22 protein-coding genes are annotated in these 24,542 nt (G+C 60.4%); 5 read left to right on the forward strand and 17 right to left on the reverse strand.

What is annotated here, in order from left to right; genetic code table 11:
* The first annotated feature begins 41 nt into the window (after positions 1-41).
* Entirely contained in the window at positions 42-770 is a 729-nt protein-coding gene (locus Q0908_RS14925; RefSeq protein ID WP_299286078.1) for a Crp/Fnr family transcriptional regulator, read from the forward strand.
* Between the two features lie 6 nt (positions 771-776).
* Here Q0908_RS14925 and Q0908_RS14930 read toward each other — a convergent pair whose 3' ends face one another.
* The 10 genes from Q0908_RS14930 to Q0908_RS14975 form a co-directional block, all read right to left on the reverse strand.
* Complete coding sequence (locus Q0908_RS14930) at positions 777-1,901, reverse strand: Gfo/Idh/MocA family oxidoreductase (protein ID WP_299286081.1); 1,125 nt, start codon at positions 1,899-1,901, stop codon at positions 777-779.
* A gap of 102 nt (positions 1,902-2,003) precedes the next feature.
* Entirely contained in the window at positions 2,004-3,059 is a 1,056-nt protein-coding gene (locus Q0908_RS14935; RefSeq protein ID WP_299286084.1) for a sugar phosphate isomerase/epimerase family protein, read from the reverse strand.
* Between the two features lie 25 nt (positions 3,060-3,084).
* Positions 3,085-4,137: a LacI family DNA-binding transcriptional regulator gene (locus Q0908_RS14940; RefSeq protein ID WP_299286086.1), complete on the reverse strand. Its 1,053-nt coding sequence runs from the start codon at positions 4,135-4,137 to the stop codon at positions 3,085-3,087.
* A gap of 17 nt (positions 4,138-4,154) precedes the next feature.
* Positions 4,155-5,780 carry a dihydroxyacetone kinase subunit DhaK gene (locus Q0908_RS14945; RefSeq protein ID WP_299286089.1) on the reverse strand — a complete coding sequence of 542 codons (1,626 nt, stop codon included), beginning with the start codon at positions 5,778-5,780 and terminating at the stop codon, positions 4,155-4,157.
* Positions 5,781-5,796: 16 nt separating this feature from the next.
* Positions 5,797-6,792 (reverse strand): ABC transporter ATP-binding protein, encoded by a 996-nt coding sequence (locus tag Q0908_RS14950; RefSeq protein WP_299286092.1) that lies wholly within the window; start codon positions 6,790-6,792, stop codon positions 5,797-5,799.
* Positions 6,785-7,882 carry an ABC transporter ATP-binding protein gene (locus tag Q0908_RS14955; protein ID WP_299286094.1) on the reverse strand — a complete coding sequence of 366 codons (1,098 nt, stop codon included), beginning with the start codon at positions 7,880-7,882 and terminating at the stop codon, positions 6,785-6,787. Before Q0908_RS14955 ends, Q0908_RS14950 begins: the two co-directional genes overlap by 8 nt.
* 4 nt (positions 7,883-7,886) lie before the next feature.
* Positions 7,887-8,075, reverse strand: a complete 189-nt coding sequence (locus tag Q0908_RS14960) for a hypothetical protein (RefSeq protein WP_299150841.1) — start codon at positions 8,073-8,075, stop codon at positions 7,887-7,889.
* Positions 8,072-9,010 (reverse strand): carbohydrate ABC transporter permease, encoded by a 939-nt coding sequence (locus tag Q0908_RS14965; protein ID WP_299286097.1) that lies wholly within the window; start codon positions 9,008-9,010, stop codon positions 8,072-8,074. The genes Q0908_RS14960 and Q0908_RS14965 overlap by 4 nt, the downstream gene beginning before the upstream one ends.
* Before the next feature lie 100 nt (positions 9,011-9,110).
* On the reverse strand, positions 9,111-10,055 hold the full coding sequence (locus tag Q0908_RS14970) for a sugar ABC transporter permease (protein WP_299286100.1): 945 nt from the start codon (positions 10,053-10,055) through the stop codon (positions 9,111-9,113).
* A 94-nt stretch (positions 10,056-10,149) separates the two neighbouring features.
* Positions 10,150-11,469 carry an extracellular solute-binding protein gene (locus Q0908_RS14975; protein ID WP_299286103.1) on the reverse strand — a complete coding sequence of 440 codons (1,320 nt, stop codon included), beginning with the start codon at positions 11,467-11,469 and terminating at the stop codon, positions 10,150-10,152.
* A gap of 286 nt (positions 11,470-11,755) precedes the next feature.
* Here Q0908_RS14975 and Q0908_RS14980 point away from each other — a divergent pair, with 286 nt between their 5' ends.
* Positions 11,756-12,529: an MOSC domain-containing protein gene (locus tag Q0908_RS14980; RefSeq protein ID WP_299286106.1), complete on the forward strand. Its 774-nt coding sequence runs from the start codon at positions 11,756-11,758 to the stop codon at positions 12,527-12,529.
* On the opposite strand, the gene Q0908_RS14985 is transcribed toward Q0908_RS14980, so the two are convergent.
* The 7 genes from Q0908_RS14985 to Q0908_RS15015 form a co-directional block, all read right to left on the reverse strand.
* Positions 12,522-13,646: a Gfo/Idh/MocA family oxidoreductase gene (locus tag Q0908_RS14985; RefSeq protein ID WP_299286109.1), complete on the reverse strand. Its 1,125-nt coding sequence runs from the start codon at positions 13,644-13,646 to the stop codon at positions 12,522-12,524. The genes Q0908_RS14980 and Q0908_RS14985 overlap by 8 nt on opposite strands.
* A gap of 16 nt (positions 13,647-13,662) precedes the next feature.
* Entirely contained in the window at positions 13,663-14,418 is a 756-nt protein-coding gene (locus tag Q0908_RS14990; protein WP_299286112.1) for a sugar phosphate isomerase/epimerase, read from the reverse strand.
* Between the two features lie 11 nt (positions 14,419-14,429).
* Positions 14,430-16,826, reverse strand: a complete 2,397-nt coding sequence (locus tag Q0908_RS14995; RefSeq protein WP_299286114.1) for a glycoside hydrolase family 2 protein — start codon at positions 16,824-16,826, stop codon at positions 14,430-14,432.
* Positions 16,823-17,896 carry an ABC transporter ATP-binding protein gene (locus tag Q0908_RS15000; RefSeq protein ID WP_299286116.1) on the reverse strand — a complete coding sequence of 358 codons (1,074 nt, stop codon included), beginning with the start codon at positions 17,894-17,896 and terminating at the stop codon, positions 16,823-16,825. Before Q0908_RS15000 ends, Q0908_RS14995 begins: the two co-directional genes overlap by 4 nt.
* A 3-nt stretch (positions 17,897-17,899) precedes the next feature.
* The gene (locus Q0908_RS15005) at positions 17,900-18,790 is read right to left on the reverse strand and encodes a carbohydrate ABC transporter permease (protein WP_299286119.1); all 891 of its coding nucleotides are present in this window, start codon (positions 18,788-18,790) and stop codon (positions 17,900-17,902) included.
* A complete protein-coding gene (locus tag Q0908_RS15010) occupies positions 18,783-19,688 on the reverse strand; it encodes a sugar ABC transporter permease (RefSeq protein ID WP_299286122.1) in 906 nt (301 codons plus the stop codon). The genes Q0908_RS15005 and Q0908_RS15010 overlap by 8 nt, the downstream gene beginning before the upstream one ends.
* A 67-nt stretch (positions 19,689-19,755) precedes the next feature.
* The gene (locus Q0908_RS15015; protein ID WP_299286125.1) at positions 19,756-20,985 is read right to left on the reverse strand and encodes an ABC transporter substrate-binding protein; all 1,230 of its coding nucleotides are present in this window, start codon (positions 20,983-20,985) and stop codon (positions 19,756-19,758) included.
* Between the two features lie 187 nt (positions 20,986-21,172).
* Here Q0908_RS15015 and Q0908_RS15020 point away from each other — a divergent pair, with 187 nt between their 5' ends.
* The 3 genes from Q0908_RS15020 (at position 21,173) to Q0908_RS15030 (ending at position 24,537) form a co-directional block, all read left to right on the forward strand.
* A complete protein-coding gene (locus tag Q0908_RS15020) occupies positions 21,173-22,219 on the forward strand; it encodes a LacI family transcriptional regulator (RefSeq protein WP_299286128.1) in 1,047 nt (348 codons plus the stop codon).
* 221 nt (positions 22,220-22,440) lie between these two features.
* The gene (locus Q0908_RS15025) at positions 22,441-23,379 is read left to right on the forward strand and encodes a sugar ABC transporter substrate-binding protein (RefSeq protein ID WP_299286131.1); all 939 of its coding nucleotides are present in this window, start codon (positions 22,441-22,443) and stop codon (positions 23,377-23,379) included.
* 84 nt (positions 23,380-23,463) lie between these two features.
* A complete protein-coding gene (locus Q0908_RS15030; protein WP_299286134.1) occupies positions 23,464-24,537 on the forward strand; it encodes an ABC transporter permease in 1,074 nt (357 codons plus the stop codon).
* Positions 24,538-24,542: the final 5 nt, after the last annotated feature.

Below are 24,542 nucleotides of genomic sequence, written 5' to 3' on the forward strand. Positions count from 1 at the left end.
ACCCCCCCGCATTAATCTATGACATAGCAAGGAGGACAGTTATGGCGACCAGATGCGACAGCTGCCCGCTGCGACAGGCTGAGATTTTCGAGAAAATGAACGGTGAGGATATTCAATTTACCCAACGATTTAAGGTGGGTGAGCTGAGTGTCGACCCAGGCACGCCACTCCTGATGGAGGGCTCAAACAGTCCCCAACTGTTCACAGCCCTGCACGGAATGGGATTGCGTTATAAACTATTACCTAACGGAAGGCGCCAGGTCGTCAGTCTGATCTTCCCCGGTGACTTCATCGGTTTGCAGGCTGGAATCATGGGCGAAATGGGTCATTCGGTCGAGGCGACAACCAAAATGACGCTCTGCGTTTTTGACCGCTCCGAAATCTGGTCCTTTTTCAAAGAGCGCCCCGAGCGGGCATTTTCCCTGACATGGCTCGCCGCCGTGGAGGAGCATTTTCTGGGTGACACTTTGGCCACCCTTGGTCAGCGCACGGCCATGCAATCAATCGCTTGGGCGCTCTCGCGCGTTTTCGTGCGCGGCCAGGCGCTCGATATGGTGCACAACGGCGCGATGAAGTTCCCCTACAAGCAGCAGGACATTGCAGACGCACTCGGTCTGTCGCTTGTCCACACAAACAAGACGCTGGCCGCGCTCAAGGCCAAACAATTGGCTCATTGGTCGGATGGCACATTGCGCATTCCTGACCTCGAGGCACTGGCAGAGGTCGGGTTACTTGATAATCTCGAACCGGCCACCAGGCCGATTATCTGATCGCCGCTAGAGCCTGACCCATGCCGCGTTCCGCGCGGATGAGCGCACGCACGCGTCAACGAATGCAATCCCGCGCACCCCATCCTCAATCGAGGGGTAGATGACGTCGGCAGGGACGGGCGCACCTGTGCGGTGCGCTTCTATCACGGTGGCCGCTTCCGAATAAATGTTGGCAAACCCTTCCAGATACCCCTCCGGATGACCCGGTGGCACGCGGCTGACCCGCCCTGCTGCATCGCCCGCGCCCGACCCATTGCGTGTGATCAGCCGCTTTGGCGCGCCAAATGGCGTGTGCCACAGATAGTTCGGATCCTCCTGCGCCCATTCCAGCCCCCCCGTTTCACCATAGACCCGAAGGCGCAGCGCGTTTTCATTGCCGGGTGCGACCTGACTGCACCACAGCATACCCTTGGCCCCCCCCTCAAAGCGCAGCATGACATGTCCGTTGTCATCCACCTGCCGGCCCGGCACGAAAGCGTCGAGATCAGCCGCCAGCGCCTTGACCTGAAGCCCGGTGACGAAACAGGCAAGATTGTGAGCATGGGTGCCGATATCGCCGGTTGATCCCCCCGCACCTGACCGGGCCGGGTCCGTGCGCCATTCGGCCTGTTTGAACTCCTGATGGATGGTCAGCCAATCCTGCGGATACTCAACCTGCACGACGCGCACCTTGCCAATCTCGCCGTTGGCAATCATCTCGCGGGCCTGGCGCACCATCGGATATCCCGTGTAATTGTGGGTCAGAACAAAGAGCGCATCGGATTTTTCAACCGCCTTGGCGAACTTGCGGGCGTCGGCAAGGGTCGAGGTCAGCGGCTTGTCGCAAATCACATGAATGCCCCGCTTCAGAAACTCGTTGGCGGCGGCATAGTGCATATGATTGGGGGTGACGATGCTGACAGCCTCAATGCCATTCTTCAGGCGGGCCTCGCGTATGGCCATCGACTTGAAGTCGTCATAGATGCGCTCCAAGCCAAGCGCCGCACCAGAGGCCTGCGATTTTTCCGGCGTTGACGACAGTGCGCCCGCAACCAGTTCGAACCGGTCATCAATGCGCGCCGCAATCCGGTGCACGGCACCAATAAAGGCGTCATTGCCGCCGCCCACCATTCCCAACTTGATCCGTTTCATCTCACTCTCCCTGCGGCAGGCCGCGATCCAATCTTCATCTTGCCAAATAAACTCACCCCGGAGGGCCGGTTCGCCAACTGATCCGGCATCCGGGGGACGTGCTTAATCGATGCCCAGCAACTTCCGGTTCGCCGCCTCGTCCGTGCCGCCATCAGCAAAGTCGTCAAAGGCGCGCTCGGTCACGCGAATGATGTGGTCACTGACAAATGCTGCCCCTTCGCGGGCACCGTCTTCGGGATGCTTCAGACAACATTCCCATTCGACCACGGCCCATCCGTCGAAATCATTGGCCGCCATCTTTGAAAATATCGCCGCGAAATCGACCTGCCCATCGCCAAGCGAGCGGAAGCGGCCCGCGCGGTCCACCCACGGCTGATACCCCGAATAAACCCCCTGCCGCCCGGTCGGATTGAACTCCGCATCCTTGACGTGGAACATCTTGATCCGGTCCTTGTAGATATCGATGTTATCAATGTAATCAAGGCATTGCAGCACGTAGTGGCTGGGATCATAGAGCATGTTGCAGCGCGTATGAGTGTCCACCCGCTCGAGGAACATCTCAAAGGTGACGCCGTCGTGCAGGTCCTCACCGGGGTGGATTTCATAGCAAATGTCGACGCCGTTTTCGTCCGCATGATCCAAGATAGGACGCCAGCGCGCCGCCAATTCGTCAAAGGCGGTCTCGACCAAACCCGCAGGGCGTTGCGGCCATGGATAGATATAGGGCCACGCCAGTGCGCCGGAAAAGGTCGCATGAGCGCCGATCCCCATATTGGCCGATGCGCTGATGGCCTTCATGACCTGATCGACCGCCCATTCTTGCCGTGCCTTGGGATTGCCGCGCACCGAAGGATCTGCAAAGCCGTCAAAGGCCGCGTCATAGGCCGGGTTCACCGCAACCAACTGGCCCTGCAGGTGGGTGGACAATTCGGTGACCTCAACCCCGTTGGCGACAGCCTGCCCTTTGAAGTCGTCGCAATAATCCTTGCTGGTCGCCGCTGTGGCCAGATCGAACAATCGCCCATCCCAACTTGGCACCTGCACGCCTTTGTAACCGCAATCAGCTGCCCATTTGGTGATGGCATCCCACGAATTGAACGGCGCGTCATCGCCTGCAAACTGCGCCAGAAACAGCGCCGGCCCCTTGATGGTTTTCATGTGTAATCCTCCCGAATTGGACCGCTCACAGCGGCATGTTTTCTTTCAAATAGATGTCGATGCGGATGCGTTCCTGCGCGGCGTGAATGGGCGTGCGATCCCGTTCGGCGCGCATGATGCGCACGGCACTGCGCACCAAATGCCCAGTGTCTTGGCTGATCACCGCGTCAAACAGCCCGTCTTGCAAGGCACTGCGCGACAATTGCGTCAGTTCGTGGGCGACGACGACCGGGCGGGGGGCGCTGCGCTGGCTGTTGAGAAAGCGCAGAAGGCCTTCGTTTCCGGCCGCCGACGAATAGATGCCGATGACGCCCGCATTGTCATGCAGTGCGCCGGGCATCAGGCGTGCGATCAGATCGGGGTCATCGCGGCCTTCAAGTGAAGCCAGGATGTCGAGATGCGGGAAATCGCGCCCCATCACCTCGTCAAAGCCAAGGCGGCGTTCCAGATGATCCCGCGCCAACATCGAGCCGGTCAGGACCAGAATTTTCCCACGCTGCGGCCCGACAAAGCGCCCCAACAGATGCGCGGCGGTGCGCCCCGCCGCGATATTGTCGACGCCCACATAATGGTCGCGCCCGGAACTCGGGATATCGGCCACCAGCGACACGACCGTGACCCCATGGGCTTTGAGATGGGCAATGCTGTCGCGCACCGACGGCGTTTCCGGGCCGAAGATGGCGACCCCGTCAACGGCTGTAACGTCGATGGCCGCAATCGCATCGGCCAGCGCGACGGGATCGAACGCCGCCACCCGCACAAAGCTCAGTTGCGTGCGATCCCGCCGGATATCGTTTCCAAGCGCTTCGATTTGCGCCTCAAGCGAAGTCAGAAATTCGTTGCTGTTCGAAGGCAATATGAACACGAACCGATAGACCCGCCCCCGCGCCAGATTGGCCGCTGCCGTGTCGCGTACGTAACCCAGTTCAGCGATCGCCTGATTGACCTTTTCGACGGTCTTTTCGCGCACGCCGGGGCGCGCATTGAGCACACGGTCCACGGTCGCAAGGCTCACTTCGGCAACGCGGGCGATGTCGTTGACCGTGGGGGTGGAGTGGGGGGTAAGTCCTTGTTTCATCGCGCCCTTATGCGTGGTTACGTATGCTTGGCCAACCCTTCGAACAGGCGCGCCACCGCCTCGGCGCCGGGATCATTGTGCCCGATCAGATTTTCAGAGGGCACATAGCTGGCGCGCCCCGCATTGGCCCGCCCCATCTGTGCCGTGGCATCCGCCCCGGCGCGGGCCGCCTTGGCGGCAGCGTCCAGCCCATCCGGCAGCGCGTGCAGCGCCGGTTCCAGTGCGTCGATCATGGTGCGGTCGCCCTTCGTCGCGCCGCCCACCTCGGTAATCCGCTTGAGCCCCGTCAGCAGGGCCTTGGTGGTGGGTTTGCCGTTGGCGCAGGCATCACCCGTTGCCCCGAAAAAGATCGCGAGGATCACGCCCGACGAGCCGCCCATGGTCTGACTGAGTTCATTGCCCACGGCGCGGAACAGTTGCGTAGGATCAGCCAGCGGCAGGCGGTCGAGCGATCCTTTGAGCGCGCGCGATGCCGTGGCCAGCGTGCTGCCCGTGTCGCCGTCACCGGATTTGGCGTCGAGCGTGTTGAGATCGCCCTCGGCAGCGAGCAGCAGATCGCAACACTTCTCGATCAGCGCGCGGGTTTCGGGCTTGTCCGACGGTACGGGTTGGATAGGGGAAAGCCCGTCGGGCAGGGGGCGTACCGAGACCTGCGTGATGTCCGTCACACCCGGCCAGGCGGGCAGGTCCACGGCGCGGGTCAGGTAGGGCAGGGTGGTATCATCCACTGGCAGGATCGAGACCGAAAAGCCGTGCATATCGAGCGAAGTCATCATCGGAGCAGGTCCGATGACATGCTTGATCCCCTTCGCTTTGTCGGACGTGGCCAGCGCCTGGGCCAGAATGCTCATCTCGAGCGGGGTCGTCCCGCCGAGGTTGTTCAGGATGGCGACATGCGCGCCCTCGCCCATGTGCCGGGCAAGCTTTTCCAGCACAAGGTCCATCGCGTGTGCGGCGTCGGTGAAGGCGACCTGCTGCACGCCCGCTTCGCCGTGAATGCCGAGGCCCAGTTCGGCCATGCCGGGGGCGATCCGGTCCTCCTTGGCCGAACCGGGCACCGTGCAGGTGTCAAGCGATGTGCCGATCGAGGCCATGTGGCTGATGGCAGTATTGGCGGCGTCGGTGATGGAGGCAAGGTCGGCACCGTCCTCGGCCATCGCTCCGGCGATCTTGTGGACGAACAGCGTGCCTGCGACTCCGCGCGCCTGCGGCAGGTCAGGCAGTGCGATGTCGTCGTCGACGACCACCATCGACACATCCAGCCCGAAGGCGCGCGCGCGCTCTGCCGCCAGCCCGTAATTCAACCGGTCGCCCGTGTAGTTCTTGACGATCAGCAGGCAGCCCGCAGGGCCGGTCACCGCGAGGATGCCCGCCAGCACCGCATCGACCGAAGGGGAGGCGAACACCTCGCCGCAGACGGCCGCCGTCAGCATCCCCTTGCCGACAAAGCCCGCGTGGGCCGGTTCGTGCCCGGACCCGCCGCCCGAGATCAGCGCGACCTGCGATTTGTCCCAATCGGCGCGGCACACGACCTTGATGTGCGGATAGCCGTCAAGCCGGGTGAGGGCTCCGCCGGATGTGGCCAAAAGCCCGTCGATGGCGTCCGTTACAAGCGTTTGTTTTGCATTGATGAATTGGGTCATGGGCGGGCTCCTGATGTCAGCGGATGCGGTGGCCTTGGGCGTCAAAGCAAAGTGGGTTTTTCGGCGAAATCTTCAGCATGGTGCCGGGCGCGTAGTCCGTCGCGGGATCGGCGATGGTGGTGATCGCGTGGCCCTTGAGGGTGAGGTGCAGGCGGTTCTGATCGCCCAGATGTTCGACGCGCTGGACTTCGGCCTCCTGGCCGTCGCCTTGTGTGATGTGTTCGGGGCGCAGGCCGATTTGTGTGGTCCCGGGGGGCACACCGCCGAAGATGTCAGCGGGGAGCACGTTGATGCGCGGCAGGCCAAGGCGCGAGGCAACATAGAGCGAATTGGGGTTTTCGTAGATTTCGCGCGGCGTGCCGTATTGCACGAGCCGCCCATGATCGAGCACGCCCACATGGGTCGCCATGGTCATCGCTTCGATCTGGTCGTGGGTGACGTAAAGCAGGGTCGCGCCAAGGCTTGCGTGGATGCGCTTCAACTCGACCCGCAGATCGGTGCGCAGCTTGGCATCGAGCGAACTCAGCGGCTCGTCCATCAGGTAGATCGCCGGATCGCGTACCAGCGCCCGCCCGATGGAAACGCGCTGCATCTCGCCCCCCGACAGGGCCGTGGCCTTGTTGTCGAGCTTGTGGCTGATCTGAAGCACGCGCGCGACCTCTTCGACCTTGCGCGTGATCTCTTCGGGTGGGGTCTTGAGGATCGGGGATTTCAGCGGAAAGGCGAGATTGTCGCGCACCGTGAGGTGCGGATAGAGCGAATATTGCTGGAATACCATCGCCACGTCGCGCTGTGCCGGCATCTCGTCCGCCACATTGCGCCCGCCGATCCAGACTTCGCCCGCATCCGCCTTTTCCAAGCCAGAGATCAGGCGCAGCGTCGTGGTCTTGCCCGCCCCGGTTGGCCCGAGCAGCACCACGAAGGCCCCATCAGGGATGGTCATCGAGATGTCTTCGACGCCGACGTCGCGGCCAAAGGACTTGCTGAGTGATTTCAGGACAACCTCAGCCATGGGCCAGCACCTTTTCATTGAGTTCCGACCGCAGGGCCTGCCCGCTGGCCTTGTCGAAAAGTGTGATTTTCGGCCCCTCAAAGGTTAGCCCGACAGTTTCGCCCACCTTGGCAATCTGCGCGCTGTCGGTGCGCGCCTTCAGCTCTCCGTTCGGGGTGTCGAGCGTGATGATCTGGGTCGTGCCGAGATATTCGGTGGCCAGCACTTCGCCCCGATAAGCACCTGCATCCGTGAGCCTCACGTGTTCGGGCCGCACGCCAAACACCAGATCGCCGGAGGCCTCTTCCCGTTGGGTCGGCACCGCGTGGTGCTGGCCGCCCAGATCGACGGTGTCGGCACCCGGGGCGAGCGATCCACTGAAGTCGAGGAAGTTCATGGAAGGGGAGCCGATGAAATCGGCCACGAACATGGTCGCGGGCGTGTCATAGATTTCCTGCGGTGTGCCGAACTGTTCGACCACGGCGTTGTTCATCACTACAATCTTGTCGCCCATCTGCATCGCCTCAAGCTGGTCATGGGTCACATAAACGGTCGTCGCCCCCATCCGGTCGTGCAGCGCGCGTAGCTCTTCGGACATATGTTCGCGGAACTCGGCATCAAGCGCGCCGAGTGGCTCATCCATCATGAATGCTTTTGGGTCGCGCACGATGGCGCGGCCCAGGGCGACACGCTGCCGGTCCCCGCCTGACAACCCGCCGACGGGGCGGTTCAGGATGTCGCGAATGCCGAGGATGCCCGCGACCTCGTCTACCTTGGCGCGCACGTCGCGGCGCGCCATGCCTTGGCTGACCAGCGGATAGCTGAGATTCTTGCGCACGTTCATATGCGGGTAGAGGGCGAACATCTGGAACACGAAGGCGATGTCACGCTGGCTTGGAGGTTTCTGGCTGATCTCTTCTCCGTCGAGGTAAATCTCGCCCGAGGTGGGCAGTTCGAGCCCCGCAATCATCCGCAGCGTTGTCGTCTTGCCACAGCCCGAGGGGCCGAGCAGCATGAAAAACTCGCCGTCCTCGATGGTGAAGCTGCTTTCTTTGACGGCGGTGAAATTACCGAATTCTTTGCGCACATTCTTGATGATGATCTGGGCCATGGGGCTACTCTTTGAAGTGGGAGACGATGATGAACATCACGGTTCCCACCAGCGTGGTGATGAAGGAATAGGTGTAGGCCCAGAGTACAAAGGGCTGCATCAGCATGAAGACCCCGAGGCCGATGAGAATGGTTGCCACCATCTCCCACGGGCCGCGTTTGAGGGCGAGAAGGCCGGAAAAGAAGTTGCTCATTTGCGCACCGCTCCGAAGGTGATGCCGCGCAGCAGGTGTTTGCGCAGCAGGATCGTGAAGATCATGACCGGCAGCAGGAAGATCGTCGCCCCCGCCGCAACCGCGGGCCAGTCAAGGCCGCCAACGCCGATGATGGTCGGGATGAAGGGTGGTGCGGTCTGTGCCGTGCCCGAGGTCAGCAGGACCGCAAAGGCGTATTCGTTCCACGCAAAGATCAGGCAGAAGATGGCCGTTGAGGCGATGCCGGTGGCCGCCTGGGGCAGCACGACTTTGTAGAACGCCTGAAAGCGGGTGTAGCCGTCGATCAGCGCCGCCTCTTCATATTCGCGAGGAATTTCGTCGATGAACCCTTTGAGCAGCCAGACGGCGAGGGAGATGTTGACGGCCGTATAGAGCAGGATCATGCCCAGATGCGTGTCGGACAGCCCCAGTTGTCGATACATCAGGAAAATGGGGATGGCGACGGCGATGGGGGGCATCATGCGGGTGGACAGGATGAAGAACAGCAGATCGTCCGCCAGCGGGATTTTGAACCTTGAGAAGGCGTAGGCCGCCAGCGTGCCCAGAACGATGCTGAGGAAGGTGGAGCCGAAGCCGATGATCACCGAATTGAGGAACCGTTCGCCGAATTTCGAGGGGCCCGCGATGACCATATCGTATTCGCGCACGATCTCTTCGTACCATGTCTCGGGCGGGTTGGCGGCGAGGAATTCGTCCGTTTGCCGCGTGCGGGTGGTGAACAGGTTCACGTAGCCCTCGAGCGTCGGATCGAAGATCACCTTGGGCGGATAACTGATCGCATCGGCAGGCGACTTGAACCCGGTCAGCATGATCCACGCCAGAGGCAGCATCGTGACCAGCGCGTAGATGATCACGAGCGTGCCTGAGACCCATTTGGTGCGCTGTGTCGGTTCGGTGACGGAGAAGCTGCTCATGGTTCGCGCTTTCGTTGCGGGGGTCGGAGGGGGGCTGTCGGCCCCCCGCGCTGATGCGCCCCCCCGAAGGTATTTTGGGCGAAAGGAAGGATGGGGTGTGTCATCGTTCTTTCACCTTGTTCAGGGCTTTGACGTAGATGCTGGCAAGGCCGAACACCGTAACGAACAGGATGATCGCGTAGGCGCTGGCGTAGCCGGTGCGCCATTTCTCGAACGCTTCGCGCTTGAGATTGATCGAGGTGAGTTCGGTGGTCGAGCCGGGGCCGCCGCCGGTGAGTTGCACGACAAGATCGAACATTTTGAAGTTCTCGATCCCCCGGAAGAGGACGGCGAGCATCAGGAAGGGCAGCACCATGGGGATGGTGATGGTGAAGAATTGCCGGAGCTTTGAGGCGCGGTCGACCTCTGCGGCTTCATAGATGTAGTCGGGAATCGAGCGCAGCCCCGCAAGGCAGATCAGCATCACGAAGGGCGTCCACATCCATGTGTCCACGATCACGATGGACCATGGCGCAAGTTCGACCGAGCCGAGCATTTCAAAGCTGGACGGATCCTTGCCGGTGAAGAAGCCCACGATGTAATTGAACAGGCCAATTTGCGGCTGGTAGAGAAATTTCCAGAAGTTGCCCACCACGGCGGGCGAGAGCATCATGGGCAGCACGATGATCGTGGTCCACAGGTCATTGCCCTTGAATTTCTTGTTGATGAGGTAAGCCAGCGTGAACCCGATCAGCACCTGAAAGAAGATCGTCCAGAACAGGAAATGCGCAGTGGCCTGCATGTTCAGCCAGATATCGCTGTCGGTCAGGATACGTTCGTAATTGCGGGTGCCGACCCATTCGAGCGGCCGATTGCGGTTGGCCTTGAAGTTCGTGAAGGACAGCCGGATCGTCCAGATCAGCGGGAAGATATTGATTGCCAGCAGCAGAAAGATCGTCGGCCCGACAAAGATCCACGCGATGGCGCGGTCGCTGAGACCACGGATCTTGCGCGCGACCCGGGGCGGTGTCGCAGAGGCTGCGCGTGTGGCGGGCGTGTCAGTCATCGGGCATGTCTTTCGAAAGGGGTGGATGGGTCCACCCGGCACGGTCTGGCGAAAAGAGGGGTAGGGTGGGCCTTACGCCCACCCCGGGGAGGGATCAGAGTTTGCCTTCGTCCTCGAACACTTCGGTCCAGTCCTCGACCAGCTTGTCGAGCGCCTCTTGCGCGGTGCCCTGATCGGCCACGATGTAATCGTGCAGCCGTTTCTGCATCGCCAGCAGCAATTCGGCATAGGCCGGTTCCTGCCAGAAGTCCTGCACCGAGCCCATCGCTTCGAGGAAGTCGCCCGCGAATGGTGCACTGTCCTTGAAGCCGGGATCGTTCAGCACTGCATTGTGGGCCGAATAGCCGCCCAGATCCCACCATTTGGCCTGAACCTCGGGGTCGGCGAACCACTTGATGTATTCAAGTGCCGCGTCCTGCTTATCGGAATAGGCTACGACGCTGATGCCCTGACCACCAAGGGTCGATCCGGCCACGTTCTGGGGTGGATTGACGAAGAAATCGATCTTGTCCCCGCCGGTGTTGGGATCGGCATAGAGGCCGGGGAAGAACGCGAACCAGTTCATCGCCATCGCAACCTGACCGGATTTGAACGCATCCAGCGATTCACCCATATACGAGTTGGTGTAGCCGGGCGGGGTCGCAGTCTCGTAGAACTCTTTATAGAATTCCAGCGCTTCGACCGCTTCGGGTGAGTTCACAGCCCCGTCCATGTCGTAAGAGCCGGGTGTGTTTTCGTATTTGAAGCCCCATGGGTAAAGCGCCGAGGTAACCCCCATCGTGATCCCTTCGGACCCGCGCTCGGTAAAGATCGAGGCGCCATAGACGGTCTGTCCGTCGATCTCGCGGCCCTGGAAGAATTGCGCGATCTCGAGCATTTCCTTTTGGGTTTTTGGCTCGCCCAATTCACGGCCTGTGGCCTCAAGGAATGCAGCGCGGATGTCTTCACGCTCAAACCAGTCCTTGCGATAGAACCAGCCGTTCGCATCCCCCATGGCGGGCAGGGCATAATAGTTTTCGGTGCCCTTGGGCCATGTGGAATAGGCGTAGACAGTCGCGTCGGCAAAGTCCGACATCGAGATGCCCTCGGCGTCGAAGAAGTCGTTCAGTTTGACGTAGTGGCCGTTTTCGGCACCGCCGCCGATCCATTGGCTGTCGCCGATCAGCAGGTCGCAAAGTTTGCCGCCTGAGTTCAACTCATTAAGCATCCGGTCCGCGAAATTGGGCCATGGGATGAACTCAAAGCTCATCGTGTGGCCGGATTGCGCTTCAAATTCCTTGCTGAGTTCGACCAGCGCGTTTGCGGGATCCCAGGCGGCCCAGCACAGCGTCAAATCCTCGGCTTGTGCGGTGTTGGCAAGGGACGCAGCGGCAATACTGAGCGCACTGACAGATGCCAGTTTCAAAGTTTTCATTGGTAGTCCTCCCAGTTGAAAATCGGCGTTTGGTTTTTATGGGCCGAATCGTCTTAGTGACGTCTCAACGCTATTTGAGGTACGCACCTCACGTCTAGCTTTGTTTTGAGGTGCGTACCTCAAATATATAGAGTAGTTGCGTAATACATTGATATTTAACAATAGAATTTCGCAGTCGGACTCAGTGCGCTAGGTGATGTCGTCTGTTTCATTTTGCCGCGATGCAGCTATGGTTACGCAGGATGCAGCCATGCGTCCCCCATAAAATACGAAGGGCGGTTGGAGTATGGGCGCACGTGTTGACGGTTTGTTTCGCTATCCCGTCAAAGGGTTGAGCGCGCAAAATTTGGACGCGTTAACTTTGGCTTTGGGCGAGGGCGTTCCTGGCGACCGCGCCTATGGGTTTGCCCGTCACAACAGTGGTTTTGATCCGCAAAATCCCCGGCCATTGCCGAAATCTCGCTTTGTTGTGTTGGCGCGTGATCCGGCGCTGGCCTTGGTCAACGCCCACTTTGATCTTGGCACGCAGCAGCTTACATTGTCGGTTGCGGATGAGGTGCGCAGTTTTGATGTCACAAAGGACGCGGGCCGAGCGGATGCGGCAGACTTCTTGGCCGCGTTCCTTGGATATCGCGATGACGAAACGCCAAGACTGGTGTCCGCCGCGCCGCACAAGTTCACGGATGTGTCCGTCGTATCAAAGGCGATGATGAACGCCGTGTCGCTGATCAATGCGGACACGGTCGCGGCATTCGGTGCCCAGGTCGGTCATGCGATTGATCCGGCCCGCTTTCGCGGCAACATCGTGTTTTCGGGCGCGCCCGCGTGGTCTGAGCTGGACTGGGTGGGCCGCGAGATCGAAGTGGGCGAGGTGCGCCTTGAGGTCGTCAAGCGCACGAAACGGTGCCCGGCCACCGAAGTGAACCTTGAAAGGGGTACGCGTGATCTAGACGTCCCCGGCCTGATCCGCGCGCACCATGGGCATTCTGACATGGGCATTTACGCCGAAGTGCGCAGGGCCGGTCGGATTGTCCCCGGCGACCACGTGCGCCCTATTTAAGCAACGCGCGCGCCGCCTCGGCTGGCAAGGGGTCGGGGCGTGTGCACGTCGTCGACAGCGTTACCATTTCGCCGGTTTCACCGGATTTGAGAACCGACGTCATCACATCAACCGCATGGATCGCCAGATCGAGCGAACAGCGGTGCGCGCGCCCCTCGTTCAGGGCCGCCGCCATATCGGCTAGTCCGGCGGTGCGGTAATTGGCCTTGGGCTCGTCCTGATCATGTTGGTTCGGAATGCCAAAGGGATGGCCTTCAGGCTCCAGCACGTATGACTGCCCATCTTTGCCCACAACCTCAAGCGTGCCGGAAAACCAGTTCGGATCGGGCAGAAACATGGTTGCTTCGGTGCCGTAAAGTTCCATGTTTCCATGCCGATGCGCCCACACATCCCACGAGGTCGATAACGTGATCGTCGCGCCTGAGTGGAATTCCAGTAGCGCGTGGATGGTGGTGGGGGTCTTGACCGGAATAACTTCGCCCCGGCGCGGTTCGGACAGGATTGTGCGGGTGGTATGCGGGGTAGAAGTCAAGGCTGCAACCTTTTTGACCGGCCCGATCAACTGGATCAGATTGGTCACGTAATACGGCCCGATATCCAGCATCGGCCCGGCGCCCGGCAGAAAGAAGAAGTCGGGGTTCGGGTGCCAGTGTTCCAGCCCATGCGACATCACATGCGCCGTGCCCGAGATCACATTGCCGATGGCACCCTCATCGATTGCGGCACGCGCAGCCTGATGGGCGGCCCCCAGAAATGTGTCGGGGGCGGATCCGATCCGCAGGTTCTTTTCTGCCGCTATCGCGCGCAGTTCTTCCCCCTCGGCCAGCGACAACACGATGGGTTTTTCGCAATATGCGTGTTTGTCGGCCCGCAGGATGTCCCGGGTGATGGTGAAATGCGCGTCCGGTATGGTCAGGTTCACGACAATGTCGATGTCAGCGGCTCTGAGCAATCCCTCGACCGTCTCTGCCCGCACGTTGAACTCGGACGCGCGTGCGCGGGCTGCGTCCGCGTTGATGTCGGCAACGGCCCGCACCTCCAGACCTTTGAACAGGGGCGCAAGCCGCAGATATGCTGATGAGATGTTGCCACAACCGATGATGCCGATGCCTTGCATGGGTCGTCTCCTGTTTTCAGAATGTCTTTGCGGCCGCCAGCGCGCGGCGGGCAAAGCGGTGGTGGTCGCTTGGCTTGTCGTGTTCCATGATGAAATGTCGGGTGCCTGCGGATTTAAGGGCACCAAATAGTCCGGGCCAGTCCATCGTGCCATGCCCCACATCAGCCCAGCCATCCTCGTCCTCTGCCTCGCCCTCGGGTGCGATGTCCTTGAGGTGGGCACACAGGATGCGGCCCCCATGTTTGGTTATTGTTTCGGCAGGATCAGCTCCGGCGCGCACGGCCCAGGCCGGATCGTATTCCAGATAGACGGACGGTGCCGCCTCAAGGATCAGATCAATGGGCATCGTCCCATCGGCCATCGCGACGCATTCAAAGTCGTGATTGTGATAGGCAAGGGCGATGCCGTCTTCTGCCAGCCGCTTTTGCACCTCTTCCAGCCCGGCCCCGTAGGCACGCCATCCTGCGGCATCTGTCGGGCGATCATCGATGTGGATATAGGGAATGACGGCGGTTTTGACGCCAAGCTGCGCTGCAATATCGACCACTTTTGCGGGGTCCTTTTGGCACATTTCAAGGGCGACGTGGCAGGTGGGCATAGTGAGACCGGTGGTCTTGAGCCCGTCTGCGAGGGCCGTGATCATGGCCGGATCGTCCAGCAACGCGCCATACCCTTCCACCTCTGCGTAGCCGAGATCGGCCAGCATTTGCAGCGTGTCACCGAGAGGCGGGAACATGCGGGAACTATAAAGCTGATAGGAAAATGCAGTCATGTCAGGACCTTTCAGGCAGGATATGTGGCGGAATGCAGATCGCGGATAGTAAAGACTGGGTCGTCGCTTGGCGCGGCGGGCGCGAAGTGAATGGTGATCGGATTACCGGGCCACAGGGTCACGGCATTGTCCGAAAAGCGGCCGGGCTGATCGGCCTCGACCGCGACAAATAGCGCGAGGGCCTGAGCGGTCAGGGTGATGTCCCAACCAGTGCCGTTTTGAGCCACGGTGCTTGAGATGTCAGGTGCGCGCAGGTCGTAGCCCTTGAACGGCTTGGGCGCGAACGTGTCCGACGCGGTAGTGTCGGTCGCCGTATCCGTCCACAAAAACCCTATGATTTCATCCCCCTGCACGGTGTCCGCGGCAATATGCAGTGCGAGTGCTGCTGCATCAGGCTCCACCGTCACCGGCGTATGCCCGAGTGCGCGGGTGGTCCCGTCGAGCGCAATCGCCTCGACCTTCAGATCGAGCGTTACCGCGTGATCCAGATCGTTGATGGCACGCAACTCAAACCCGTCGGTGACAGGCACAGCGCTTACGAAAACGGGCGCGTAGAACCGGCGCGCCATATGGTGCAGCAGTTTCCAGCCGCCGCCGTGATCAAGGCTCGCCCACGAACAGACTGGCCATGTGTCATTCAGCTGCCAATAAAGCGTGCCCATGCAGTGCGGTTTCAGGCTGCGCCAGTGGGTAACGGCCGTTTTGATCGCGAGGCCCTGCTGGATCTGGGACAGGTAGACGAAATTCTCGAAGTCATTTGGAAAGCGGAAATACCGAAACATCGTCTCGGCAATCCGCGCGTTGCCGCCTGCGTTTTTCTGATGGCTCTCCATCACCGGAGAGGCGATGTTGAAGTCTGCCGGGTCGGCAAAGCGGCGGACCACATCCATGGATGGATAAGATTGAAACCCGAATTCCGAGCAAAAACGCGGGGACACGTCGCGGTAATGATCGAAATCGCGCCCCTCATGCCAGACCGACCAGAAATGCATGTCGCCCGAGCGGTCGTCATGCCATGCGTCCCCGAAATTCATCAGCCCTGGTGATGGGCTTGAGGGCCACCAGTTGGCATTCGGCGCGGTTGCTTTGAGTGCCGTTTCAATCGTGCGGTTCAGCCGGTCATAGGCCACCAGATAGCGGTCGCGATTGTCGCGGCTTTCCTCGAACCAGGTCAGCGCCCCCAGCAACTCGTTGTCCCCGCACCACAGCGCGATGCAGGCGTGGTGGTTCAGACGGGCGACTTGTTCGCGCACTTCTGAGTCGATGTCGGCGAGAAACTCGTCAGTTGACGGGTAAAGGTGGCAGGCAAACATGAAATCTTGCCACACGAGCAACCCAAGCTCGTCGCAGATGTCGTAGAACCAGTCCGACTCATAACGCCCTCCGCCCCAGATGCGGATCATATTCATGTGGGCGTCTTTGGCCGATTGCAGCAGGTCGCGGCAGACCTCGGGGGTGATGTTGGAGCCAAGCGCGTCCGCCGGAATCCAGTTGGCTCCTTTCATGAATATCGGGCATCCGTTGACGTGAAAGGCGAACCCGGCACCGGTGTCATCCGGCGTTGTGATCAAATTGATCTTACGCAGCCCGATTTTGCGGGTCATTGTGTGGTCTGCGAGGCTGACCGTCAGATCATGCAGCACCTGTGCGCCTTGGCCGGCGGGCCACCAAAGTGCGGGTTCTTTCAGGCCGATTTCTGCGATCGCGGCATTGTCGATGATCGTGGTGCGCACCGTCTGATCCAGGATGGCAAAGGTGACCTCGGCCCCATCCGGCGCGCCGCTTATCTGCGCGACAACAGTCAAGGTGACATCGCCATTGTGATGGGTCTGATCCACGCTGAGGCTGTCGACGCGCGGGTCCGCACGCTCAAGCCGGATGTCGCCATAAAGCCCAAAGGGCGCAAGCGCGATGTTCCAATCCCAACCGAAATCGCATTGCGGTTTGCGCAGCATATTGCCGTGCGGAATGGGGCAATTCGACTTTTGGTAAGGCACCGGAAAGGGCTGTTTGGCGGCGCGTGCCACCGCTTCGCGCGGGGCGGAGCGGAAGTGGATGGTGATGACATTTGTCCCAAGCTGCAAAGCCTCGGCCACATCAACGCGGTGGGTGCGAAACATACTGTCGGCGCGCAGCACCACCTGCCCATTGATCGACACATCGGCGACCGTGTCCAGCATGCTGATATGCAGCACTTGATCGAGGTCGGAAACTTCGAACTCGCGGCTCATCAGCCAATCCCGATCCGTGATCCACCGCAGATCATATTCGTTACGACCAAAATACGGGTCGGGGATCAGCCCCGCGCCGTGCAGCGCCGAAATGCCATCACCGGGCACGGCCATGGGCGTGCTGAACTGCCCGGTCTCGTCGGCCAGTTGCCAAAGACCCGCAAGATCGTATGTCAAAGCCTCAACTCACTTGCAGCATCAAAGAAAGAGCCGCGCGCAGGGTCGAATCCGACCAGCAGGCGCGTACCAGACGCCACGGCTGCCTGACCATCCATACGGATGCGAAGAGGGTGTCCACCAAGGGTGGTCCAGGCCAGCGTGTCCGAGCCCATGGGCTCCACAATCTCGATCTCGACCTCTTGAGAAAACGGAAGATCGCGGGCCATGTCGCCCGATAGAATATGTTCGGGTCGGATGCCGAACCAAGCGGGCCGATCGAGCTTGCCGCTTTGAAACGCATACTCAGCAAGCGGAATATTCAGATCGTCGGTGACGAAATGATTGCCCTCAATCCGCCCCTCAAAGAAGTTGATTTCGGGCGAGCCGATGAACCCGGCCACATATTTGTTGATGGGTCGGTTGTAGATCTCGGTCGGGGTGTCGAGTTGCTGGATCACGCCGCCCTTCATGATCGCGATGCGGTCGGCCAGCGTCATCGCCTCGACCTGATCGTGGGTGACGTAGATCATGGTGTTCTTGAGGTTGTGATGCAGGCGCTTGATCTCGACCCGCAGGTCGGCGCGCAGCTTGGCGTCAAGGTTCGACAGCGGCTCGTCAAACAGGAAGACATCGACGTCGCGCACCAATGCCCGCCCGATGGCGACGCGCTGGCGCTGCCCGCCCGACAGGGCCGCAGGTTTGCGATCGAGCAGCGGTTCGATCTGCAAAACTTCGGCAGCGCGCGCGACCCGGGCGGCAATCTCGTCCTTGGGCATCCGCGCGTTCCTGAGGCCGAAGGACAGGTTTCCTGCCACCGTCATCTGCGGGTAAAGCGCATAGGATTGAAACACCATGCCTATCCCCCGCTCGGACGGTTCGGCCCATGTGACGTTGCGGTCGTTGATGTGAATTTCGCCGTCCGTCACGTCGAGCAACCCCGCGATGCAGTTCAGCAACGTGGACTTGCCGCAGCCCGACGCACCGAGCAGCACGAGGAATTCGCCCTCGGGGATGTCGATGTTCAGCGTATCGAGCACGGTCAGCGCGCCGAATTTGAGCGTGAGGTCTTTGACGAGAACAGAGGTCATGGATCAACCCTTTACGGCGCCAGCGGCGATGCCGCGCACGAACAGTTTGCCGGAAACGAAGTAGATGGTGAGGGGGACGAGGCCCGTGAGCAGGGTCGCAGCCATATTGACGTTGTATTCCTTGACCCCCTGCACCGAGTTGACGATGTTGTTGAGCTGCACCGTCATGGGGTAGATTTCGGGGCGGGTGTAGATCACCCCGAACAGAAAATCGTTCCATATACCAGTGACTTGCAGGATCATCGCGACCACGAAGATCGGCAGTGACATGGGCAGCATGATCCGGAAATAGATGCCCCAGAACCCGGCCCCGTCGACGCGGGCGGCCTTGAACAACTCTTCGGGGATGGCGGTGAAGTAGTTGCGGAACAGTAGCGTGAGGATCGGCATGCCGAACACCGTATGCACCAGAACGAGTCCCCAAAGGCTGCCATACAGCCCCATCTCGCGCAGGATGATCACGATGGGATACAGCATGACCTGATAGGGGATGAACGCGCCCAGGATCAGGATGGTAAAGAACACATCCGCCCCCTTGAACCGCCAGTTTGCCAGCGCATATCCGTTGATCGAGGCGATGATGATTGACAAGAACACCGAAGGAACCAGAATCTGCACGGAGTTCCAGAACCCCCGGCTCAGCCCGTCGCAATTGATGCCGGTGCAGGCCTCGGACCAGGCCTTGACCCAAGGTTGAAAGGTGATTTCGACCGGGGGTGAAAACACGTTGCCCATGCGGATTTCGGGCATGCCCTTGAGCGACGTAACGATCATCACGTAAAGCGGCAGCGCGTAGTACATCGCCACCACGATCAGCGTGCCATAAAGCATGATATTGCCGCGCGACAGGCGCTTGCGGGGTTTGGGGCCGCGGGGCTGGCTTGCATCAACCACGTTTCTTGCCTCCGAATTCGAGGTAGGCCCACGGGATCAGGATGATGATTACGCTCACCAGCATCATGGTCGAGGCAGCAAAGCCTTGCGCCAGATTTTGCGAGGCAAACATCTTGTCATAGACGTATTTGGCCGGCACTTCGGAGGCGATCCCCGGCCCACCCGAGGTTTGCGCTACGACCAGATCGTAGACCTTCACGATGCCCGATGCGATCAGCACCAGCGCGGTCACGAACACAGGCCGCATCATCGGGATGATCACCACGACATAGGTTTTCCATGTTGGGATGCCGTCCACGCGGGCGGCTTTCCAGATGTCCTCGTCGATGCCGCGCAGGCCCGCCAACATGATCACCATGATCAGGCCCGACCCTTGCCAGATGCCTGCGATCAGGATGCCGAAAATCACGATGTCCGGGTTGTAGAGGGGATCGAAGGTAAAGCTGGTCCAGCCCCAATCACGCACCACCTGCTGGACGCCGAAATCGGGGTTGAGGATCCACTGCCACACCAGCCCGGTGACGATGAAAGACAGGGCAAAAGGATACAGCAGAATGGTGCGAAACGTGTTTTCAAACCGCACCTTACGGTCGAGCAAGGCCGCCAGTGTAAAGCCGATTACGAGCGTCAGGATCAGCGAGCACACCCCGTACCACGCCAGATTTTCGATGGAGACCAGCCAGCGTCGTGTGCCCCACAGCCGGTCATATTGATCGAAGCCGACAAAGTTCAGCCGAGGCAGCAGCTTGGAATCCGTGAAAGAATACACCACCGTCCACAGCGTACATCCGACAAAGATCACCAGTGCTGTGGCCACCATCGGGATCGACGCGATTTTCGCGTTCAGATTGCGCAACAGGCGCATGGGCCGCTTGGATGTGCCGGGTGATGTGGCCATGAAACTCCCCCCTTTTGGCGAAAAGCGCCAGCCCCGGAACGACGCACCGGGGCTGGCCTTGTGCCTATCAGTCGGCGTCAGCGATGATGGCGGCATAAGCCGCCTGCGCATCCGCCGCCGAATAGGAGGGATCGTTCCAGAATTCGACCATCAGGTCTTCGATCTGGCCTTGGGTGTCGGCCGACAGCACTTCATCGCCGCTGACCATGACATTGCCAGCAGCCAGGATTTCGAGGCCCTTTTTCATGCAGTCATTAGCCGCGCTCAGGTCGATGTCACCGCGGACGGGCAGGGACCCCTTCTTGAGGTTGAAGGCGACCTGGACCTCTTGGCTGATCATCAGTTTGGCCAGTTCCTTTTGGGCAGCCGTCACGTCGGGATCGTCACTTTTGGGGAAGTAAAACGCATCGCCCCCAGTCGAGATCACCTCGTTCACGCCCAGACCGGGCAGGCATTCGTATTCCTCACCGGCTGTCTGGCCTGCGATCTGGAATTCGCCTTGCGCCCAGTCGCCCATGATCTGACCGCCCGCTTCGCCGGTGATGACCATGTTGGTGGCCTGGTTCCAGTCCTGAACGCGCGAGTTGGCGGCCATCTCACGGGCGGTCACAGCGGCTTCAAACACCTTGGCCATTTCCGGCCCCGCAGCCGCTTCGGCGTCCTTGTCCACGTTGATCTTGTTCCACAGGTCCTCGCCGCCGATGGCAACGGCAATCACGCCGAACGCGCCGTTTGATTGCCAGGGCTGCTGACCCATGGCGAGGGGCACTTTGCCCGCTTCCTCGAGGGCGGGGGCGGCGGCAACAAACTCATCCCAGTTGGTTGGTGTGTCAACGCCCGCATCGGCAAAGGCTTTGTTGCTGAGCCAGATCCACTGCCACGAGTGGATATTGACGGGCACGCAGTAGATCTTGCCATCCAGCGTACAGGCATCCAGCAGAGAGGTCGGGTTCACGACATTGGCCCAATCGCCTTCGGTCGCGATGTCGGTGAGGTCGAGCATCAGGCCCGCCTCGATCAACTCTTCGGCCTGACGACCGTGGTTCAGCTGGGTCGCACCCATCGGGTCGCCCCCCAAGATACGGCTGATGATGATGGGACGCGCCGTGCCGCCGGACCCGGCGATTGCGCCATCGACCCAAGTGTTGCCGGTGGCGTTGAACGCGTTGGCAAATTCGGTCACGGCGGCGGCCTCACCGCCTGATGTCCACCAGTGCGTGACCTCCAGTTCGGTCGCATGCGCCACCCCTGCCGTAAGGAACGCGGCGGTGGTGAGCAGCTTTGAAAAAGTCTTCATAATGTGTCCTCCCTGACTACTAAATCGTTATAGAAATTGCTACAACGATTTAGATTTCGCAATCAAGCTGGAATAATACGATGGCTCGAATTAACGAGGTGATCAAAGACAACGGTTTGATTCCGTTGGAATACTTTATGGCGCTGATCGCGTCGATTTATGTCGCTTGTGCACGAAAGGCGCTGTGATGACCAAGTCTGAGCCGCCGGATTCGCCTGAAACCATCGCCCTGCAACCGGGCGAACGCCCCACGCTCAAAACCATTGCGCGACTGTCGGGAATGGCTGTTCCCACTGTGTCCCGCGCGCTTGCGGATGCGCCTGATATCGGCAAGGGAACCAAGGCGCGGGTGCGTGATATTGCCCGTCAGATCGGCTATCGCCCGAACCGGGCGGGCGTCCGCCTGCGCACGGGGCGCACCAATGTGATTTCGCTGGTGATGTCGACCGAACATGACATGATGAACCACACCGCGCGCCTGATTTCCTCCGTCACCTCCGCGCTGCGCGGCACGCCCTATCACATGATCATCACCCCCTATTTCCCGGACGAGGACCCGATGGTGCCGATTCGCTATATTGTGGAAACCGGGTCGGCGGATGGGCTGATCATCAACCAGATCGAACCTGACGACCCGCGGGTGCGCTATCTGATGGAGCACAAGTTTCCCTTCGTGACCCACGGACGGACGCGTATGGGGGCCGAGCACGCCTATTTCGACTACGATAACCGGGCGTTTGGCGATCTGGCATTGCGCGCGCTGGCCAAGCGGGGACGCCGCCGCATCGCCATGCTCGCCCCGCCACAATCACAGACCTATGCCCAGGACATGATCGTGGGCGCGCGCGCGGCAGCGGATGCGCTTGGCGTGGCGTTCAGCGTGATCGAAGGGGTCGATGCCCATTGCGACAACCCCGTGATCGAACGTGCGGTCACGCCTATGTTTCGCAGCGACGATCGGCCGGATGGGCTGATCACGACCAGCATCGGCGCATGCGTGACGCTGGTGGGTGCACTCGAGAGTCACGGCCTCGTGGTCGAGCAGGATTTCGACGTGGTCGCCAAGGAAGCGATCACCTTCCTGCGCCGGTTCCGGCCCGGCATTATCGTGGTCAAGGAAGACATTGATCTGGCGGGGGATTTTCTGGCACGCGCACTGATGCACCGGATTTCCCAAGCTGATGCGCCGCCGATGCAGCAGTTGGATGTGCCCGATGTCGGCACCGTGCCCTGACCCCATCAACCGCCCGAGCGTTTGAAACGCCGCCACAGGCCGCTGCGGACTGCTCCGCACAACCGGACTCAGTTTTTGAATGCAACCGGTTGCAAAATGCAGCGACTCGCCTAAGATCAGTGCAGTTGCCAACCGGATTATGTGCGATGAATGTGCAGGTGCGGCGGGCAGCCCGGCCAAAAGAGGGGCGTGATCCGGGCACGCATTCCAGGGAGGAAACCATGAAAAAGATTCTAGTCGCGAGCCTGCTCGCAACGCTGATGGGTGGCACGGCCATGGCTCAGCAAATCGGCGTGTCTGTCGCGCGTTTTGACGACAACGGGCTGACCGTGATGCGCAACGGTATGACCGCGCATGAGGAAACACTGGACGGTGTCAGCCTGCAAATCGAGGACGCCACTGACGATGTGGCCAAGCAGCTTGACCAGATCAACAACTTCATCGCCAGCGGTGTTGACGCGATCATCGTGAACGCGGTCGACACCAACGCCACCGAAGCGATGAGCAACGCTGCCGCCGCTGCTGGCGTGCCCATGGTCTATGTGAACCGCCAGCCCATCAACATGGACTCGCTGCCCGACGGGCAGGCGTTCGTCGCCTCGAACGAGATCGAATCCGGCACGCTGAAAGCCTTTGAAATTTGCAAGAACCTGCGCGCCGAAGGCAAATCGGGTGGCGCGACCGCGTACCTGATGATGGGCCAGCTGTCGAACCAGGCGGCGGTGCAGCGCACCAAGGATGTCGAGGATGTCATCGGCATGGACATGTGCAACTTCATCACCATCATCGACAAGCAGACCGCCGAATGGTCGCGCGACAAGGCGTCCGACCTGATGACCAACTGGCTGTCCTCGGGTGAGCCGTTCGATGCGGTGTTCGCCAACAACGACGAAATGGCGATTGGCGCGATCAACGCGATGAAAGCGGCTGGCATGTCCATGGACGAAGTGCAGGTCGGCGGTGTTGATGCGACGGCAGACGCCCTTCAGGCAATGCAGGCTGGAGACCTTGACGTGACCGTGTTCCAGGACCTTGCCGGACAGGGCGCGGGATCGATCGACACAGCGCTCAAGCTGATCGCGGGTGAAGAGGTCGACAAGACCGTGTTCATCCCCTTCAAGCTGGTGACTCCTGATAACATTGACGAATTCGTCAACTAAGCCGCTCACGGCCAAGACACACAAGGGCGGCGCGGCTGCCCTTGTGACAAGGTTTTTCCAAAGACAGATGCGGGAGATCTGACGATGTCAGACACTAGTCACGGCACAGGTGGTTTGACGTTCGACACGTCCAAGCGTCAATGGCCCAACGAGTTGAACGTGCTTGCGGCCCTGATCCTCATCATCCTGATTTTCGAGGCTTTGGGCGCTTATTTCATGGGCCAGAGCCTGCTGTTTGACACCCGCGACCGCTTCGACAGCATCTTTAACGAGGCGCGGCTGCGCATCATCATCATTCAGGTCGCCATTGTTGGCATCATCGCTCTTGGCGTCACGCAAGTGATTATCACCGCCGGGATCGATCTGTCGTCAGGCTCGGTCCTTGGGGCCACGGCCATGATCTGCATGAGCTTTGCGCAGGTAGGCGAAGTGAGCGGCAGCCCCAACCCAAAGGCCATATTCGGCCCCGCGTTCCTTGACCTTCCGGTGATCGTGCCGGTGATGGTAGGTCTCGGGTGCGGGATCATCGCCGGGGTCGTCAACGGCGTCTTTGTCGCCTTCTTCCGCATACCGCCCTTCATTGCGACGCTTGGCATGATGCTGTTCGCGCGCGGCGTGGCGCAGTGGTGGTCAAGCGGCAACCCCGTGTCTTTCCCCACCGAAGCCTATGCGGTGATCGGGCAGGGGATGAACCCGGTCATCATCTTTCTGGGCCTCGCGGTGCTGTTCCACTTGATCATGAACTATACGATCTACGGCAAGCACACCTATGCCATCGGCTCGAACGAGGCGGCCGCGCGCATGTCAGGCATCAACGTGCCGCGCCATCTGGTCCTGGTCTATGCCATCGCGGGGATGCTCGCGGGTCTGTCGGCGGTGATCCTGACCTCAAAGAACCTGACCGCGCAGTCGGGCATGGGTCTGTCCTATGAACTCGATGCCATCGCCATGGCCGTGATCGGGGGTGTGTCGCTGTTTGGCGGGCGCGGCTCGATCATCGGCACCGTGATCGGCGCGCTGATCATCGGGGTGATCACGTCCGGCTTTACCTTCCTGCGCCTTGGGGCGTTCTATCAGGAAATGGTGCTGGGCTGTATCATCGTGGGGGCGGTCGCGCTCGATCAGTGGCAGCAAAAACGTGCTGCGGCGCGGGCATAGGGGAT

It is taken from the genome of uncultured Tateyamaria sp. (genome assembly GCF_947494755.1).
In the GTDB taxonomy this organism is placed as follows: domain Bacteria; phylum Pseudomonadota; class Alphaproteobacteria; order Rhodobacterales; family Rhodobacteraceae; genus Tateyamaria.